Below are 14,626 nucleotides of genomic sequence, written 5' to 3' on the forward strand. Positions count from 1 at the left end.
ATAAATCAAAGGGCGGCAAGATAATGACAGACTGTGCATCAAACACAGCAATGGAACAAGTTGTGGTCATCAAGACTTTAGACGGCATATAAAGTCCGGTTCTGGAAAAGAGATCCACATGCATTTGAAGAAACATATCCTCGCTGCTTTGATTGTTATCGCATCATACTCTCATGGCTCACCCGTCGGTGCCGCCAGCTTCGATTGCACCAAGACGGATTTGAAAGCAGACGAAAAAACCATCTGCGAAAACCGCGCGCTGAACGATCAGGACGTGCGCATGGCAACCACTTTCGACATTCTCACGCAGCTAATGGCGATGGGCGCGCGCGATACGCTGCGCACCGAACAGAGCGAATGGCTGAAGACCCGCGAGGCCTGTGCAGCCGACACGGAATGCCTGACGAAATCCTATGACGAGCGCATGAAGAAGCTCGGCGAAGCCTTCCAGAACATCAACCGCCCGCTCTAAACGGTCGCGATGATACTGCCCATCAGCCCGTGCAACTGGTCTCGATAACCGGTGTGGGCGGATGGCGCATCTTCCCGCGACGTCATTACAACCGACAGCTTTTTCGACGGGACAATATAGAGCATCTGGCCGCCATAGCCCCAGGCATAATAGACCATCTCCCCCGCCATTTCCTTGCTGAACCAGCAATAGCCGTAACCGTCACCATTAAAGACGGAGTTGGTGCGTTGCACCCAGGACTGATCAATCCACTCTTGTGAGATCAGCCGCTTTCCATCAGCTGTCACACCACCACGCCGGTACAGTTCACCGAAAGCCAGCAACGACCGCGCAGTCATCGCCATCTGGTTTCCACCGAGATAGATACCCTGCGGATCACGTTCCCACGAGCCGATAGAAAAACCATCCAGCGGGCAAAACCAGTCCCGCGCCAAGGCCAGCGTCGATTTGCCCGACGCCTTGGTGAGAATGGCAGACAGGAGATGCGTAGACCCGGTGGAATACAGCATCCCGCCACCCGGCTCTCCGGCAAAACCGGACCCCAGCGCCGTGCGCACCCAATTGCGGCTGGAAACCCAGCGGCCGTAATTCGGGCCTGTCATGCGCTCCAGCCCTGATTGCATGGACAGAAGGTTGCCGATGGTGACGCGCTCTAGCCGCGGATCGGGCTTGGCGGGGAAATCGGCCCGCAACACGGAAGATATCGGCTGATCAACGCCCTCCAATATCTTGCGGTCAATCGCAATGCCCACAAGCGCCGAGACGATGGATTTGGAGGCAGACTTGATGTTGGTCGAGCCATTCAACGACGCGCCATGATAGGCACGGCTGGCAACCTCCCTGCCATCGACACTGACGATAACCGTCTTCAAGCTATCGAGAACATCGGCATCTTCGAGAAGTTCAGGCACCCCGCCCCGCGTTTGCGCGCGAAGGCTGGAGGCAAAGGGAAGCGTGGCGATGAGGGCAAGTGCGGTGCGGCGTTTCATAATGACTACGTAGTGCCTTTCGGGAAAGGCAGTAGACCCCTCACCGCTTTGTGACTTCACCCAACGGTGACAAGACCCACTCAAACAAGGACTTCCACCAATCTGCTGAATCAGTTTGGCAATGCGTTGAATCATTTTGTGAGGTGCTCACTCCTCATAAATCATCTTCTTCGTCATGCCGCCATCCAGCACAAGCACCTGCCCGGTCATAAAGCCTGCACTGGCGAGATAGATCACTGCATCCGCAATGTCTTTCGGGCGACCAACGCGACCGACCGGGTGCTGCGTCTGATCTTTTTCCCGCAGGTCGGTATCATCAGTTATCCAACCCGGTGCGATCGCATTGACGCGGATTTTCGGCCCGAGACTGACAGCCAGCGCATGCGTGAGCGCAACCAGCCCGCCCTTGGAAGCCGCATAGGCCTCTGTTTCCGGCTCCGACATGAAAGCACGAGTAGAAACCATGTTGACGATACTGGCACCCTCACCCATCAGCGGCACCGCAGAGCGCGTCATCAAAAACGCCCCGGTCAGATGGCTATCCGTCACCTTACGCCAATCAGCCAGCGATAATTCATGGATCGGCCCATTGTTCGGCCCGGCAATTCCGGCATTGTTGACGAGAAGCTCCAGCCCGGTCCAGCCAAGCTGCTTGAACGCCTCCGCAACCGACGCCTCATCACCGACATTGCAATGAATATTCTGCGCCTTCGTCTTGCTTTCCTTGATATCGAAGGATGCAACGGTCCAGCCATCTTCGAGAAGAGTCTCGATTATGCCTGTCCCGATCAAACCAGCCCCACCGGTGACAATTGCGCGTTTCATGGATTTCCGATCCTCATTTTGCACCCTTCAGCCAACGTGCCTGATGAAAACCAGTTCCGGTACAAAAATTCGCAATTGGCAGAAATGGCCCCATAGAACATTCTGCGATCCATGAGATCAGCAGACAGACCAGTGCCCAGATTAATCTCGCACCGCCTCACGCTGCGGCCATTCAACATAATGGACGCACCGGCGCTGGCCCGCATCACAAACGATCCGCTGGTCCTGCGCAATCTACTTAAAAAGTCATACCCTTTCACATCTCACGATGCTCGCCGGATGATCCTGCGACTACGAAAAAGGAACTCACCCGTCTGGGCCATCGATAATGGCCAACTGATCGGGCTGATCGGCCTTGCCGGAGAATTCGGCTTGTGGCTGGGTCGAAGCGCTTGGAGAAAAGGTTACGCCGAGGAAGCAGCACGGCTCGTCATCGTGCATGCCTTTAAGCAGCGAAAGGTGACCGCACTTCACGCCAATCCCATCAGCGACAACCGGGCATCCTGCCGCCTAATGGAGAAGCTGGGGTTCAAAAAAACCCATTGCAACCGCGGTTTCTGCCTTCAGAGATCGAGGATAATCCCTCTCATCTCATACAAACTTCGGCGGGAGGATTTTCGTTAATTTGTGCGGGTCAAGCGAGACAACCCCTGTTCTTCCTTACTGAAAAGGCTGCCCAAACGGCAGCCTTCCAAATATCAGCAGCGCAAGAAGCTACGGTTCAAAGAAACACAAGATATGCCTGTTCTTCCAATGTCTCGACCGCGTTCTCGAAATACGGATAGAAAATGGCGCTGTTTATTCGAACTTTCACATTGAGATAGTCTGGTCCCCATTTTTGTGGAAGTCTATCAAAGCCCCACTTCGCTGCAAAAAATCCGCGGCTTTGCTTGTGGAATTGCAATGACTGAATATGCGATTCGTCTCTTCTTTCGAAACCGCTAGGACTGAAACCTATGACATCTCCAACATTATTAATCGCATTGTGCTCGCGTCCGTGAATGGAGCCGTCATTGATCGACGCTCGTGCGCCCAGATATTTCGCGGCGCGAAGAAAGTAATCGGCTTCCTGAAAACCAATATTGCAGAACCGCTCATCCCAGAGGCCGACCTGCTTTACTGCTCTAGCATTATAACTCATGCAGTTATCGCCAACACCGTAGGTGACGAAATCAAATTTTTCATGATTTTTCAGAAGTGGGTCGAGATAATTGGGTGCGAACAGGCAGTCGTTCTGACTTAGGATGACGATGTCTGCTTCTGGATTGTTGAGATTAACAAAACCCGCAATCAGACCCTGATTCCAGTTTCGGGATAGATGTCCAGTGGAAAAATCAGGACGAGCATCATTCTTCAAAACGACGACAGGATGAGGGCCATCATACCTGTCTTTAGAGTGGTTTGCTATGACAAATACTTTTCGCTGATGCGCAGTACTCGTTGTAAATATACTATCGATCGCCTTCTCAAGCATATCGTTATTTTTATAAGTTACTATATAATGCTTTATTATCAAAATTTTTCTCCTGAAGCTGATTTATATGGCTTCTAATCAGCTTAACTTGCATGGGGCTTACGCTTGAATAATAGAAGAAGCGCACAGTGAAAGTAAAAAAATCCAATTTAAAGCATATATTATACATTTAATTCTTTAATCCGCCTCTCTTCGGCGGTTTTCTCCACAAAAATACAACACTTATTCCGTTGCGTTTCCAAAGTAGGGATAGAAAATTGGACCGTTCAATTTGATCTCAGCCTAGAGGAAATCCACTGCCCAAAACTCTGGCCCACAATCGGCGCCCCACTTGACGTTAAAAAAGTTACGGCTCTGGCGATGATATTGGTACGATGCCATATTCGACGCATCACGCATGTCAAAGCTACGCGGTGTTGGAGTGATGACGTTTTCGACCGTATCCGGAGTGTTATATAGCCGCCCGTGATATTTGGCTGCTCTCAGGAAAATCGATGGATGGATCGAAGACTACAACGAGGTTGCATCCACACTCAGCGCTGAAAATGTCCTCCCCGAGGGAGTTCATCAAAGCATTGTCTCAATAGCTAATCTGTCCGGCGAAATGGGGGCACTCCACACCAATGAAACTCATTCAAGATAAGTTTAACAAGAAATGAAAGCTCTCGGATTTTTTGTCTTATGATTCAGAGGCTCCGTTGCTTAGGGCACAGGTGCACTCAAGGGTATATTCCCACTCGCCAATTTAAAAGCCTTCAGATAAATATCCGCTAACCACATCAAGTGAAGCGGAGACGACGTGCGTAGAGCAATCATTATTCCAGTCCATATGCAGAAAATATTTTGGCTAGTAACTCTTATAAATAGCTACCTCGCCTCTGATACCTTCGCGTCTGGTGAAGACAAGCCAAGAATTGTTTTTGCATGTTCTAATGTAAATGAACTCAAGTTTATTTCAGCCAACCTTTCAGGCGTGGTTCGTGCGAAGTGGGTCGAGCTGATTGATCTGGACGAATACTGCGCCCTTACACTGGACAGCGAAGAAGTTGCGCAAGCAATGCGTGAGAATCGCAATGGCGCGATAGTCAATCTCAAAAAATTCGTTGCGCTCCACTGGGCAGCGCGTAATCAAATTGACGAGGCTATAATCATCGACGTCGATGTGATTTTTACTCGTACGGCGAGTTTTTCAGATATTTTCGAACATACGGCAGCGAGATATAATTCTAAGGTCATCCTTGGAACGAAGTTGGGGCCTGAAAATGATAATTACAGACAAGCCAACTACGCTTCACTCGCTATGTTAGCGATGGAAGACCAAGAAAAATTGAAGACGGAAAATATACCCGAAGTATATACTTGGTTTTCAAGTCCACCTTTCTATCCTATTTCTGATCTAGTTCCATTTTTTGATTATATGGCTAAGGTCCATGGGAACTTCGAATCATTTTTGCTCAACCTAAACTGGTACACTTTTGATAACTTGGTGTTTAATCTGTACAGAGCAGCTTTAACTGGCGTTGAGATAAAGAGTTACAACCATTTGGGTTTTGATGATTATGCCGAAACACTATCTTTAAAAATGATCGATACGATCGAAGCGAAGTTGGGGGTAAAACCAGTTTGGCTGCCGTTTAGAAGCGTCATTAGTGATCCGCTTCTTGCGATAAAGTATCCACAAGTGGGTCTATTATTTCATGTGGACCGCTGAGGCGACCATCGGATGATGCCTTAACTTTGCTTTCAGGGAGCGAAGATTACAAAAGCAAAAAACCGCCCGCAGTGTTTTGGGCGGTTTTTTTATAGACTTACGTCTAATCTCCGGGGCTGCCGAGGAAGACGTCGAGTGTGATTGTCTTACTCCGGCAAAATCCTGACAGCACCCTTATCCGCACTCGATGCAAACGCGGCGTAAGCCTTCAACGCCGTCGTCACGTTGCGTTTGCGGTGTTCCGCTGGCTTCCAGCCAAGCTGGTCCTGCTCGGCGCGGCGTGCTGAAAGTTCCGCATCTGGAACCTTGAGGTTGATCGTGCGGTTGGGGATGTCGATCTCAATCGGATCGCCCTGACGTACCAATCCGATGGCGCCGCCTTGGGCCGCTTCGGGTGAGGCGTGGCCGATGGAGAGGCCAGACGTGCCGCCGGAGAAGCGACCATCGGTGATGAGCGCACAGGCTTTGCCCAGGCCCTTGGATTTCAGGTAGCTAGTCGGGTAGAGCATTTCCTGCATCCCCGGACCGCCCTTAGGGCCTTCGTAACGGATAACGACGACGTCGCCAGCCTTGACTTCGTTGGACAGAATGCCCTTCACGGCGGCGTCCTGGCTTTCATAAACCACAGCCGTGCCGTTGAATTTCAGGATGGATTCATCCACGCCTGCTGTCTTCACGATGCAGCCATCCAGCGCAATGTTGCCGTAAAGAACGGCCAGACCGCCATCCTTCGAGAATGGCTTTTCGACCGAACGGATAACGCCGTTTTCGCTGTCGGTGTCGAGTTCATCCCAGCGCGAGGACTGGCTGAAGGCAACCTGTGTCGGCACGCCGCCCGGTGCTGCCTTGAAGAACTGGCGCACGTTTTCGCTGTTGGTGCGGGTGATATCCCAGCGGTTGATGGCATCGCCAAGGGTCGCTTCGTGAACGGTGTAGCAATCCGTGTTGAGGAGACCGCCACGTTCCAGCTCGCCCAGAATGCGCATAATACCGCCTGCGCGGTGCACGTCTTCCATGTGCACGTCCTGCTTGGCGGGCGCGACCTTGGACAGGCACGGCACGCGGCGCGACATGCGGTCGATGTCCTCCATGGTGAAATCGACGCCGCCTTCATGGGCCGCGGCCAGAATATGCAGCACGGTGTTGGTGGAGCCGCCCATGGCGATATCCAGCGCAATCGCGTTCTCGAATGCGGCCTTGGTCGCGATGGAGCGCGGCAGAACTGTATAATCATCCTGCTCATAATGGCGGCGGGCCAGATCAACGATCAGATGACCGGCCTCAACGAACAGACGCTTGCGATCCGAGTGAGTGGCCAGCGTCGAGCCGTTGCCGGGCAGAGCCAGACCCAGCGCTTCCGTCAAACAGTTCATGGAATTGGCGGTGAACATGCCGGAGCATGAGCCGCAAGTCGGACATGCCGCACGCTCGATGGTATCGACTTCTTCGTCGGTCATCTTGTCGTCGGCAGCAGCGACCATGGCATCGACGAGGTCGAGGGCTACGGTCTTGCCATGCAGCACGGCCTTGCCCGCTTCCATCGGTCCACCGGACACGAAGACGACGGGAATGTTCAGGCGCATGGCGGCATTCAGCATGCCGGGCGTGATCTTGTCGCAGTTGGAAATGCAGACCATGGCGTCGGCGCAATGCGCGTTGACCATGTATTCGACGGAATCGGCGATGATTTCGCGCGAAGGCAGCGAATAAAGCATGCCATCATGACCCATGGCGATACCGTCATCCACGGCAATCGTGTTGAATTCCTTGGCAACACCGCCAGCCGCTTCGATTTCACGCGCAACAAGCTGGCCAAGGTCTTTCAGGTGAACGTGGCCCGGCACGAACTGCGTGAACGAGTTGACCACAGCAATGATCGGCTTGCCGAAATCGCCGTCCTTCATGCCGGTCGCGCGCCAAAGGCCACGGGCACCGGCCATGTTGCGGCCATGGGTTGTCGTTCTGGAGCGATAAACTGGCATGTGCTTATTCCTCGATTTGTCTGCCGCGAAGGCTTTCTCCCGCAGAGCCATCTGCCCTGCCCTTCGCTTTTGCAAGGGTTCTACTCCAAAGCCGAGGGCCTGTCACTGTCACCTTGCGGCGAAACAGTACGGTTCGGTACGGTACGCATAACTCTGCCTTGGACGTAGCTTTCTACTCTGCGGCATCCCGCATGGTGTCGTTCTGGTCCGGTCCAAAATCCGAGAGGAAATTCTTGTGGTTCGGACATTGAGACAGTCGCTGCTGAAATTCGTCCACCAGCCATTTCGCGGCCGGGCCGCAAGGCGTGTCGGCCTTGCGCAACGCATAAAGCGGATATTCGCCGCCTTCGTAAGCGTCCATATCCAGCGCTTTCAGCACGCCATTGATGATATCATTGCGCACCACGGATGCCGGAAGCCCGCCCCAGCCGAGTCCGCCCTTGATGAGCTGATACTTGGTGGCAATGTCGCTCACGCGCCATTTCTTATAGGACAGGACGTTGAAATCTTTGCCCTTGGTCAGGCCCGACGCATCTGTCACGACCAGTTGCACCTCTTCGCGCACATCGGACAGCGTCAGCGGTCGATTGAGCCGCACCAGCGGATGATCGGACGCCGCAACCGGCACCATGAAGGAATGCCCAACCTTGTCGATAACCAGCCCGTCATCCTGATGGAACATGGCGCCGCCAATGCCGATTCCAGCCTTGCGGCTCTGTACCATTTCCATGACCATGCCGAGTTCACCGACATTGAGATTGAGCGTGACGGTTGGAAACTGCACGCGAAAATCGCGTAGCACCTCTACCATGGCTTCCGCAGGCACCATGGTGCTAATGGCAAGCGAAACCTCCGCCTCCAGCCCCTGCTTCAAACCCTTAGCGCGGGCGCGTAATTCCTGAAGACCGGCCACGATGCGGCGCGCATGCTCCAGCATGGCAGCGCCCTCTTCGGTCAGCTTCGGCTGCCTAACGCCATTTCTTTCGAACAGCGTCACTTCCAGCTGCGATTCCAGGTTAGCAATGGTGTAGCTCACCACCGATTGCGCCCGGTTCAGCGCGCGGGAGGCGGCGGAAAAGCTACCGGTTTCGGCAACGGCCAAAAACACCTGCAACTGGTCCAGAGTGGGGTTCGCTTCCATGGTCCATCCAATTCATCGATAGGTTACTTCCATATTATCACAGTTTTCTCGATGAGAACATTCACCGATATAAGGTGCAACGATTGGGTTTTCCCTGCCCTGTCTGACCTTCAAATTGAAACAAGGATATTTCAAATGTCGAAGATTCTCCTCGTTACCTCCAGCCCACGCGCTGACGAATCGCTGTCGAACAAGTTCGCAGGCGAGCTGGCTGCGAAGCTTCAGGCACAGTCGAATGGCACGATCACGCATCTTGATCTGGGCCAGAGCCCGATCAATCACCTCGACACGGTTACCACATCGGCCATCCGCAAGGCTCCCGATCAGCGCACGCCAGACGAAGCAGCCGCTGCAGACTATTCCGACAAGCGTGTGGCTGAACTGCTGGAAGCCGACACGATCGTTATCGGCACGGGCATGATCAACTTCAACATCTATTCCGGCTTGAAGTCCTGGATCGATAACGTTGCTCGCGCAGGTCAGACTTTCACCTATACGGAAAATGGCCCTGTTGGCCTTGTCACCGGCAAAAAGGTTTACGTCGTGATCGCTTCCGGCGGCGTTTATTCCGAAGGTCCGGCTGCTCCGCTCAACCACGCTGTGCCATACCTCAAGACCGTCCTCGGCTTCATGGGCATGAAGGACGTTGAAGTTATCTATGTAGAAGGTCTCGCATTCGGTCCAGAAGCTGCCGAAAAGGCAATCGCTTCTGCAACCGCCAAGGTTGAAGAGCTGGCCAAGGCTGCCTAACAAAAAAGCGGCGTTTTGCGACGCCGCTTTCAATCCTTTTGGTAACGGCTGCGAGCCTCTCGCGGCCGTTATTTTTTGTCGGAAAACAGCGACGGACCATTCTGGTCGATAATCAGCTGCGCCTTGCGCACGGTGCATTCCACGGCATCATCCAGACTGGTGAAGACATCGGCGCGCACGAATTCATGCGTCAGCGTTTCTTCGCCCACCTTCTTTTCAATGCGACCCGCAAGACGATATTGTCCGCCTTCCTTCAGCGGTGTCGCATAAATCTGGCAATCCTTGTAAGGATGCGCTTCTGACGTTTCGGCCTTCTTCGGCGCGTCATCCGAAGGCGCCGAGCCAAAGGCGGAAAAGAGTTTCGAGAAGAACGAAGCCATGGTGTTACCCTTCCATTTGTCTTTTCGCAGGGCGATGCAAACGCCGCCCTGACCGGTAATCGTGCAAGTCAGATGATCAGGTTTGCGAGGATTTCATTTTCGGTGATATCCTCATAACCAAGACCCGCCGCCTCGATACGCTGGAACAAGCCCGTGAAATTCTCCCGATCATTGGTTTCGATGCCAATCAGGATCGAACCGAAATTGCGGGCGGATTTCTTCAGATATTCAAAACGCGCGACGTCGTCATCGGGTCCCAGCAGATCAAGGAAATCACGCAAGGCACCCGGGCGCTGCGGCAGGCGCAGAATGAAGTATTTCTTCACGCCCGTGTAGCGCATGGCGCGTTCCTTGACATCAGGCAGACGCTCGAAATCAAAATTGCCGCCAGAGACGACGCAGATGACACGCTTGCCTTCCAGCCTCTCGCGGCCAAGCTTTTCCAGTGCGGCAATCGAAAGCGCACCCGCAGGTTCCAGCACCACGCCTTCAAGATTGAGCATTTCGATGATCGTTACGCAGATGGCGTTTTCTGCAATCAGCTCGACCTGTTCTGGCGGGAAATGCTGCAGCGCTTCAAAATTCAGATCGCCAATGCGCGCGACGGCAGCACCATCTACAAAATTATCGACATTGGTCAGCGTGACCGGCTTGCCTGCCTCAAGGCTTTTCTTGAGGCTTGGTGCACCGACAGGCTCGCAGAAAATGAAATTCTCGTTGGCAACTTTTCCGGCAAGAAACCCTGTCAGGCCAGCCGAAAGCCCGCCACCGCCAACCGGCATGATGACCAGATCGGGCGCATTGTGGTCGGGCAATTGATCGACGATTTCAGCCGCGACAGTCGCCTGCCCTTCGATAATGTCCTTGTGATCGAATGGCGAGACCATATAGCCGTCGGTCTCTTCCACATGTTTGCGGGCGGCCGCATAGCATTGATCGAAGATATCGCCCACCAGCCTGATCTTGATGAACTCGCCACCAAAAATGCGCGTCTTGTCGATCTTCTGCTGTGGCGTCGTCACCGGCATGAACACCACGCCATGAACGCCAAAATGGCGGCATGCGAAGGCAAAGCCCTGCGCGTGATTACCCGCAGATGCGCACACGAAAACCTTACCCTTGCCCGATTGGGCCACGGCCTTGCGCAAAAAGTTGAACGCGCCTCTAATCTTGTAGGAACGAACAGGCGTGAGGTCTTCACGCTTCAGCCAAATCTCGGCTCCGTAGCGACGGCTAAGATGTTCATTCAACTGCAACGGCGTTTCGGGAAACAGTTCCCGAACTTCCCGCCGTGCGGCTTCTACAAGCAATTTATCCACGATTTTCAATCCATTGAATTTCACGATGGCACCCGCTATGCCATAGGAAAAGGCCTGACACAAAGACTCTTTGCGCAACTTCGGTACGCCCTGGAGTCTTTCCAGGTTGGATAAGACTAATCTGCCCGCGCGGACTGCTTCTATCCAGCCTGGAAAGACTCTAACCAATCAAGGTTCCATTTATTGAACAGCAACCTTCTGCGCGCAGTGCTCTATATCGCGTCGATATTCGGGCTCTATATGGCCACGGCGATGTTCATTCCCGCCATGGCCGATCTTTATTACGGCAATAATGACTGGGCGGTGTTTGCGATATCCGGCTTCATGTGCGGCGGGCTGTCATTGGCCTGTGCCTTCGCCACCCGCGCGCCGATGCCGACCTTCAACAAACGCTTCGGCTTTCTGCTGGTCAATGTTCTGTGGCTGGTCTTTTCGCTGATCGGCGCTGTGCCGCTCTATCTCTCAGAACTCAATCTGAGTTTCGGGCAGGCCATGTTCGAATCCGTCTCCGCCATCACCACGACAGGCTCCACCGCCATATCGGGATTGGACAAGGCACCGCAAGGCATTCTCATCTGGCGCTCGCTGCTCTGTTGGCTGGGCGGTATCGGTATTGTCGCGCTCGGCCTCTTCATCCTGCCGCTGCTGCGCGTCGGCGGCATGACCTTCTTCCGCATGGAATCATCCGACACCGCCAATGACCGCCCTTTTGCGCGGCTGGCCAGCTTCACCAAGGCCTTCATCGGCATCTATGTCGTCATGACGCTGGCCTGTACCATCGCCTTCGATTTCGCAGGCATGACGCATTTCGATGCGCTGAACCACGCAATGTCCGCTGTCGCCACCGGCGGCTTTTCCACCCATGACGCATCCTTTGCCTTCTTCGGCGACAATGTCGCATTGCTGTGGATCGCGACATTCTTCCTCATCCTCGGAAGCCTGCCCTTTTCGGTGATGATCCTGCTCGCCGTGCGCGGGCGCATGGATATTCTCTACGATCCGCAGATCCGAGTCTTCATCGGCTATCTCTGCGCGATTTCACTTGCCGTCGGCATCTATCACCACATCACAAATGGCGTGCCGCTCGACATCGCGCTCAGCCATTCCTTCTTCAATATGACGTCGATTCTATCGACGGGCGGCTTCGCCAGCGATGACTATACGCTTTGGGGACCATTCGTCGTGGTCGTCGCCTTCTTTGCCACCTTCATGGGCGGCTGTTCCGGCTCCACCGCAGGCGGCATCAAGGCCTACCGCTTCGTCATCGTCTATAATGTCGTGAAGACCGGTCTGAAAAAGCTGCTCTATCCAGATGCCGTCTATACGGTACGTTACGGCACCCAAGTCGTGGATGTCGAAACCATTCGCAACGTCTTCCTGTTTTTGAGCTGCTTCCTCGCCCTCTGGATCGGCGGCAGCCTGGCCATGAGCGCCATGGGCTACGACTTCCTCACCGCCACCTCAGCCGTCGCCACCTCACTGGCCAATGTCGGCCCCGGCATAGGCCCCATCATCGGCCCCGCCGGCAACTTCTCCACCATCAGCGACCCGGCACTCTACCTGCTATCGCTGATGATGCTGCTGGGCCGTCTGGAGATATTGACGGTGCTGGTGTTGTTGATGCCGCTGTTTTGGAAGGGTTGAGCGCGATTACTCCCTTAGGGATATGAAATAAAACTGGAATGTAATTTTAGACAGTTTCTGTACCAACTACTATCGAGAGGTGCAGACAAAAAAGGATTTTATCTTTCGGAAAGGCGCAAACAATATGCCCTTAATACGTCTCCGAAATCTTTTGAATGGCGGAACATAACCAGGATGCATCATCGCTTTGACATTTGGCCAGCTCGGTTTCGTCGTTACAAACTCCATATCGAAGAGTTTATTCAAGGCATCAACGACAGGCTGAGCATTTCGACTATCTATGTGAACGTTTCCATCTGATAAATTGTAATTCAGCGCTCCATCACGGTCGGTAAAAAACGCTCGAAAATCTACCAGTGGAGCCATTTGAGATAAACGGTAATTCATCTGATCGCGAATAGCCTTCGCGTCATCGAAGGATGCTTCTGCGGAAGGATAATTTTCAGGCGAGAGCCCGAAACGGGCCGGCGGAAGAATGCAGGCGATAGCAAGTTGAGCTGGACATTGTCCTCGGAACGTTTCGACAGCAACAGCGAACCTATTACATAAAAGATCAACCTGTTGTATGGTTGTTGTCCCCTGGGCGAACGCTTGCTTTGCTATATGGACCCGGCAGTCAATCTCTCCGAATGAAAGTACAAAAATGTCTTTTGGGGTCGGCTGACAGTTTTTCGGCATCACGGACTTTATTCCATCTCTGGAAACCCTATGCATCGTGACGGGACCGCGCCAAAACAGCTTAGCGCCGGCTACACCCGCAAAGTTCCAGAGAGAATGGCTTTCGCCCAAGGTATAAAGTGTCGCATGGCTTCTCTGCTTATTCAAAAATGTCCCAGTTCAAACTAAAATGAAGTTTTATGGATGACACCGATATTTGAAGAAGGCGACCATACCGGCTAGAAACTCCTATCTTGGAGAGCACTCTATCTAACACAAGAAAATTCTTATAAAATAAATATCGCTGAATTATTTCCAAAAGCTGGTGCGGACGGCGGGACTTGAACCCGCAAGACCAGGGGCCGGCAGATTTTAAGTCTGCTGCGTATACCGATTCCGCCACGTCCGCTTGCGGTTTTTATCTACACAGCGCAGGCGGCTGTGGTCAACGGGGCGTGAGGGTGTGGAGGTGATTTAACCACACCAGGATTGATTTCTCGCGCCCACTGGCCGGGCCAGTCCCTCGCGCACCAGTTGGTCGGCAAAGGAGACACCGGACCTCGATAGAGTGGATGCACCACCGGAAGACGCGACTTGAAAGCCGCCGGAGTTCAGCATATCGCGCAGGCGGACCTTAGCGGTGAAGCCTCTCTGGCGTTCCTCAAGGCAGCGGGCCTGGTCGGTCTGTGGCACGTCTATACCGGCCAGTTTCATCTTCACGCCTTTGAGCCAGAAGGTGTTGCCGTCAGCAACGCAATTGTTAAGGCCGGAGCGGCCACAAAAGGCAAAGGTGGCGGGCTTTTCGTTGAGGGAGACATTCTGGACCTGCGGACGTGGCGAAGGCAGCGTGGCAGCCGTCATCTGTGTCGATGCGGCACCGGAAGGCATGGCGATGGCACGTGGCGGTACCGGCGCACCGCTGGCGGGAAGCGCTACCGTTTGCGTGGGAGCTGGCCTTGCCTTTTCCGACGCAACATCACGCGTCGCTGGCTTGGTCTGTGGCGCGACGGTTTTGGAAACCGAGGCGACAGTGCCTTTCAACTGCGGCAAAAGGCTGTCGCGGTGCTCATAGACCTGAATGCCGCCGACGGCGACGCCGAACAGCAACAGCCAGGACCACAGACCCGAGCCACCAGACTTTGCAGATGAACGGCGGCGGCTTGTCGGTTTTCTCTTGCTCACGATAAAACTCCTTGTCCGCGCGCATTATCGGTCCAAGGAGTTTCCGAAAGGTTGGCATTTGAGATAAATGCCACTCAAAAAGTGGGTTTATCCACAAACG

General features: G+C 53.7%; 14 protein-coding genes, 1 tRNA gene and 1 pseudogene. 6 read left to right on the forward strand and 10 right to left on the reverse strand.

Features of this window, described 5'->3' with window-relative positions; all coding sequences use genetic code 11:
- The first annotated feature begins 118 nt into the window (after window positions 1-118).
- Window positions 119-472, forward strand: coding sequence for a lysozyme inhibitor LprI family protein (locus tag AC27VJ_RS11485; protein ID WP_113087758.1), 354 nt, complete (start codon window positions 119-121; stop codon window positions 470-472).
- Here AC27VJ_RS11485 and AC27VJ_RS11490 read toward each other — a convergent pair.
- Window positions 469-1,461 (reverse strand): serine hydrolase domain-containing protein, encoded by a 993-nt coding sequence (locus tag AC27VJ_RS11490; RefSeq protein WP_488684128.1) that lies wholly within the window; start codon window positions 1,459-1,461, stop codon window positions 469-471. The two genes, AC27VJ_RS11485 and AC27VJ_RS11490, sit on opposite strands and share 4 nt — an antisense overlap.
- 147 nt (window positions 1,462-1,608) lie before the next feature.
- On the reverse strand, window positions 1,609-2,286 hold the full coding sequence (locus tag AC27VJ_RS11495; RefSeq protein WP_488684129.1) for an SDR family oxidoreductase: 678 nt from the start codon (window positions 2,284-2,286) through the stop codon (window positions 1,609-1,611).
- Window positions 2,287-2,397: 111 nt separating this feature from the next.
- Between AC27VJ_RS11495 and AC27VJ_RS11500 the strand changes: the two genes are divergently transcribed.
- On the forward strand, window positions 2,398-2,910 hold the full coding sequence (locus AC27VJ_RS11500; RefSeq protein ID WP_488684130.1) for a GNAT family N-acetyltransferase: 513 nt from the start codon (window positions 2,398-2,400) through the stop codon (window positions 2,908-2,910).
- A gap of 97 nt (window positions 2,911-3,007) precedes the next feature.
- On the opposite strand, the gene AC27VJ_RS11505 is transcribed toward AC27VJ_RS11500, so the two are convergent.
- The gene (locus AC27VJ_RS11505) at window positions 3,008-3,760 is read right to left on the reverse strand and encodes a glycosyltransferase family 2 protein (protein WP_488684131.1); all 753 of its coding nucleotides are present in this window, start codon (window positions 3,758-3,760) and stop codon (window positions 3,008-3,010) included.
- Window positions 3,761-4,238: 478 nt separating this feature from the next.
- On the opposite strand from AC27VJ_RS11505, the pseudogene AC27VJ_RS11510 reads away from it, so the two are divergent.
- Window positions 4,239-4,347 (forward strand): annotated as a pseudogene (locus AC27VJ_RS11510) (integrase core domain-containing protein); the annotation flags it as partial.
- A gap of 212 nt (window positions 4,348-4,559) precedes the next feature.
- Window positions 4,560-5,471, forward strand: a complete 912-nt coding sequence (locus AC27VJ_RS11515; RefSeq protein ID WP_488684132.1) for a hypothetical protein — start codon at window positions 4,560-4,562, stop codon at window positions 5,469-5,471.
- 146 nt (window positions 5,472-5,617) lie between these two features.
- Here the strand turns inward: AC27VJ_RS11515 and ilvD are convergent, their stop codons facing one another.
- Window positions 5,618-7,453, reverse strand: a complete 1,836-nt coding sequence (gene ilvD, locus AC27VJ_RS11520; protein ID WP_488684133.1) for a dihydroxy-acid dehydratase — start codon at window positions 7,451-7,453, stop codon at window positions 5,618-5,620.
- A 172-nt stretch (window positions 7,454-7,625) separates the two neighbouring features.
- Window positions 7,626-8,594, reverse strand: coding sequence for a LysR family transcriptional regulator (locus tag AC27VJ_RS11525; protein ID WP_488684134.1), 969 nt, complete (start codon window positions 8,592-8,594; stop codon window positions 7,626-7,628).
- A 135-nt stretch (window positions 8,595-8,729) separates the two neighbouring features.
- On the opposite strand from AC27VJ_RS11525, the gene AC27VJ_RS11530 reads away from it, so the two are divergent.
- Window positions 8,730-9,344: an FMN-dependent NADH-azoreductase gene (locus tag AC27VJ_RS11530; RefSeq protein ID WP_488684135.1), complete on the forward strand. Its 615-nt coding sequence runs from the start codon at window positions 8,730-8,732 to the stop codon at window positions 9,342-9,344.
- A 68-nt stretch (window positions 9,345-9,412) separates the two neighbouring features.
- On the opposite strand, the gene AC27VJ_RS11535 is transcribed toward AC27VJ_RS11530, so the two are convergent.
- A complete protein-coding gene (locus tag AC27VJ_RS11535) occupies window positions 9,413-9,724 on the reverse strand; it encodes an HlyU family transcriptional regulator (RefSeq protein ID WP_488684136.1) in 312 nt (103 codons plus the stop codon).
- Between the two features lie 68 nt (window positions 9,725-9,792).
- On the reverse strand, window positions 9,793-11,043 hold the full coding sequence (ilvA, locus tag AC27VJ_RS11540; protein ID WP_488684137.1) for a threonine ammonia-lyase: 1,251 nt from the start codon (window positions 11,041-11,043) through the stop codon (window positions 9,793-9,795).
- A 183-nt stretch (window positions 11,044-11,226) separates the two neighbouring features.
- On the opposite strand from ilvA, the gene AC27VJ_RS11545 reads away from it, so the two are divergent.
- Window positions 11,227-12,687 carry a TrkH family potassium uptake protein gene (locus tag AC27VJ_RS11545; protein ID WP_353579239.1) on the forward strand — a complete coding sequence of 487 codons (1,461 nt, stop codon included), beginning with the start codon at window positions 11,227-11,229 and terminating at the stop codon, window positions 12,685-12,687.
- A 69-nt stretch (window positions 12,688-12,756) separates the two neighbouring features.
- Here AC27VJ_RS11545 and AC27VJ_RS11550 read toward each other — a convergent pair whose 3' ends face one another.
- The 3 genes from AC27VJ_RS11550 to AC27VJ_RS11560 form a co-directional block, all read right to left on the reverse strand.
- Window positions 12,757-13,368, reverse strand: coding sequence for an SGNH/GDSL hydrolase family protein (locus AC27VJ_RS11550; RefSeq protein ID WP_488684139.1), 612 nt, complete (start codon window positions 13,366-13,368; stop codon window positions 12,757-12,759).
- A gap of 299 nt (window positions 13,369-13,667) precedes the next feature.
- Window positions 13,668-13,753 (reverse strand) — tRNA-Leu (locus tag AC27VJ_RS11555).
- Between the two features lie 65 nt (window positions 13,754-13,818).
- Entirely contained in the window at window positions 13,819-14,526 is a 708-nt protein-coding gene (locus tag AC27VJ_RS11560) for a nuclease (protein WP_488684140.1), read from the reverse strand.
- Window positions 14,527-14,626: the final 100 nt, after the last annotated feature.

The organism is Agrobacterium sp. 20P9.1.2 (assembly GCF_057799395.1).

What these genes read in the sequence shown, in the direction of transcription:
- AC27VJ_RS11495 (WP_488684129.1), bottom strand. Translation starts at nt 2,286, where the DNA reads ATGAAACGCGCAATTGTCACCGGTGGGGCTGGTTTGATCGGGACAGGC.
- AC27VJ_RS11535 (WP_488684136.1), bottom strand. Translation starts at nt 9,724, where the DNA reads ATGGCTTCGTTCTTCTCGAAACTCTTTTCCGCCTTTGGCTCGGCGCCT.
- ilvD (WP_488684133.1), bottom strand. Translation starts at nt 7,453, where the DNA reads ATGCCAGTTTATCGCTCCAGAACGACAACCCATGGCCGCAACATGGCC.
- AC27VJ_RS11485 (WP_113087758.1), top strand. Translation starts at nt 119, where the DNA reads ATGCATTTGAAGAAACATATCCTCGCTGCTTTGATTGTTATCGCATCA.
- AC27VJ_RS11490 (WP_488684128.1), bottom strand. Translation starts at nt 1,461, where the DNA reads ATGAAACGCCGCACCGCACTTGCCCTCATCGCCACGCTTCCCTTTGCC.
- AC27VJ_RS11500 (WP_488684130.1), top strand. Translation starts at nt 2,398, where the DNA reads ATGAGATCAGCAGACAGACCAGTGCCCAGATTAATCTCGCACCGCCTC.
- AC27VJ_RS11505 (WP_488684131.1), bottom strand. Translation starts at nt 3,760, where the DNA reads ATGCTTGAGAAGGCGATCGATAGTATATTTACAACGAGTACTGCGCAT.
- AC27VJ_RS11525 (WP_488684134.1), bottom strand. Translation starts at nt 8,594, where the DNA reads ATGGAAGCGAACCCCACTCTGGACCAGTTGCAGGTGTTTTTGGCCGTT.
- AC27VJ_RS11530 (WP_488684135.1), top strand. Translation starts at nt 8,730, where the DNA reads ATGTCGAAGATTCTCCTCGTTACCTCCAGCCCACGCGCTGACGAATCG.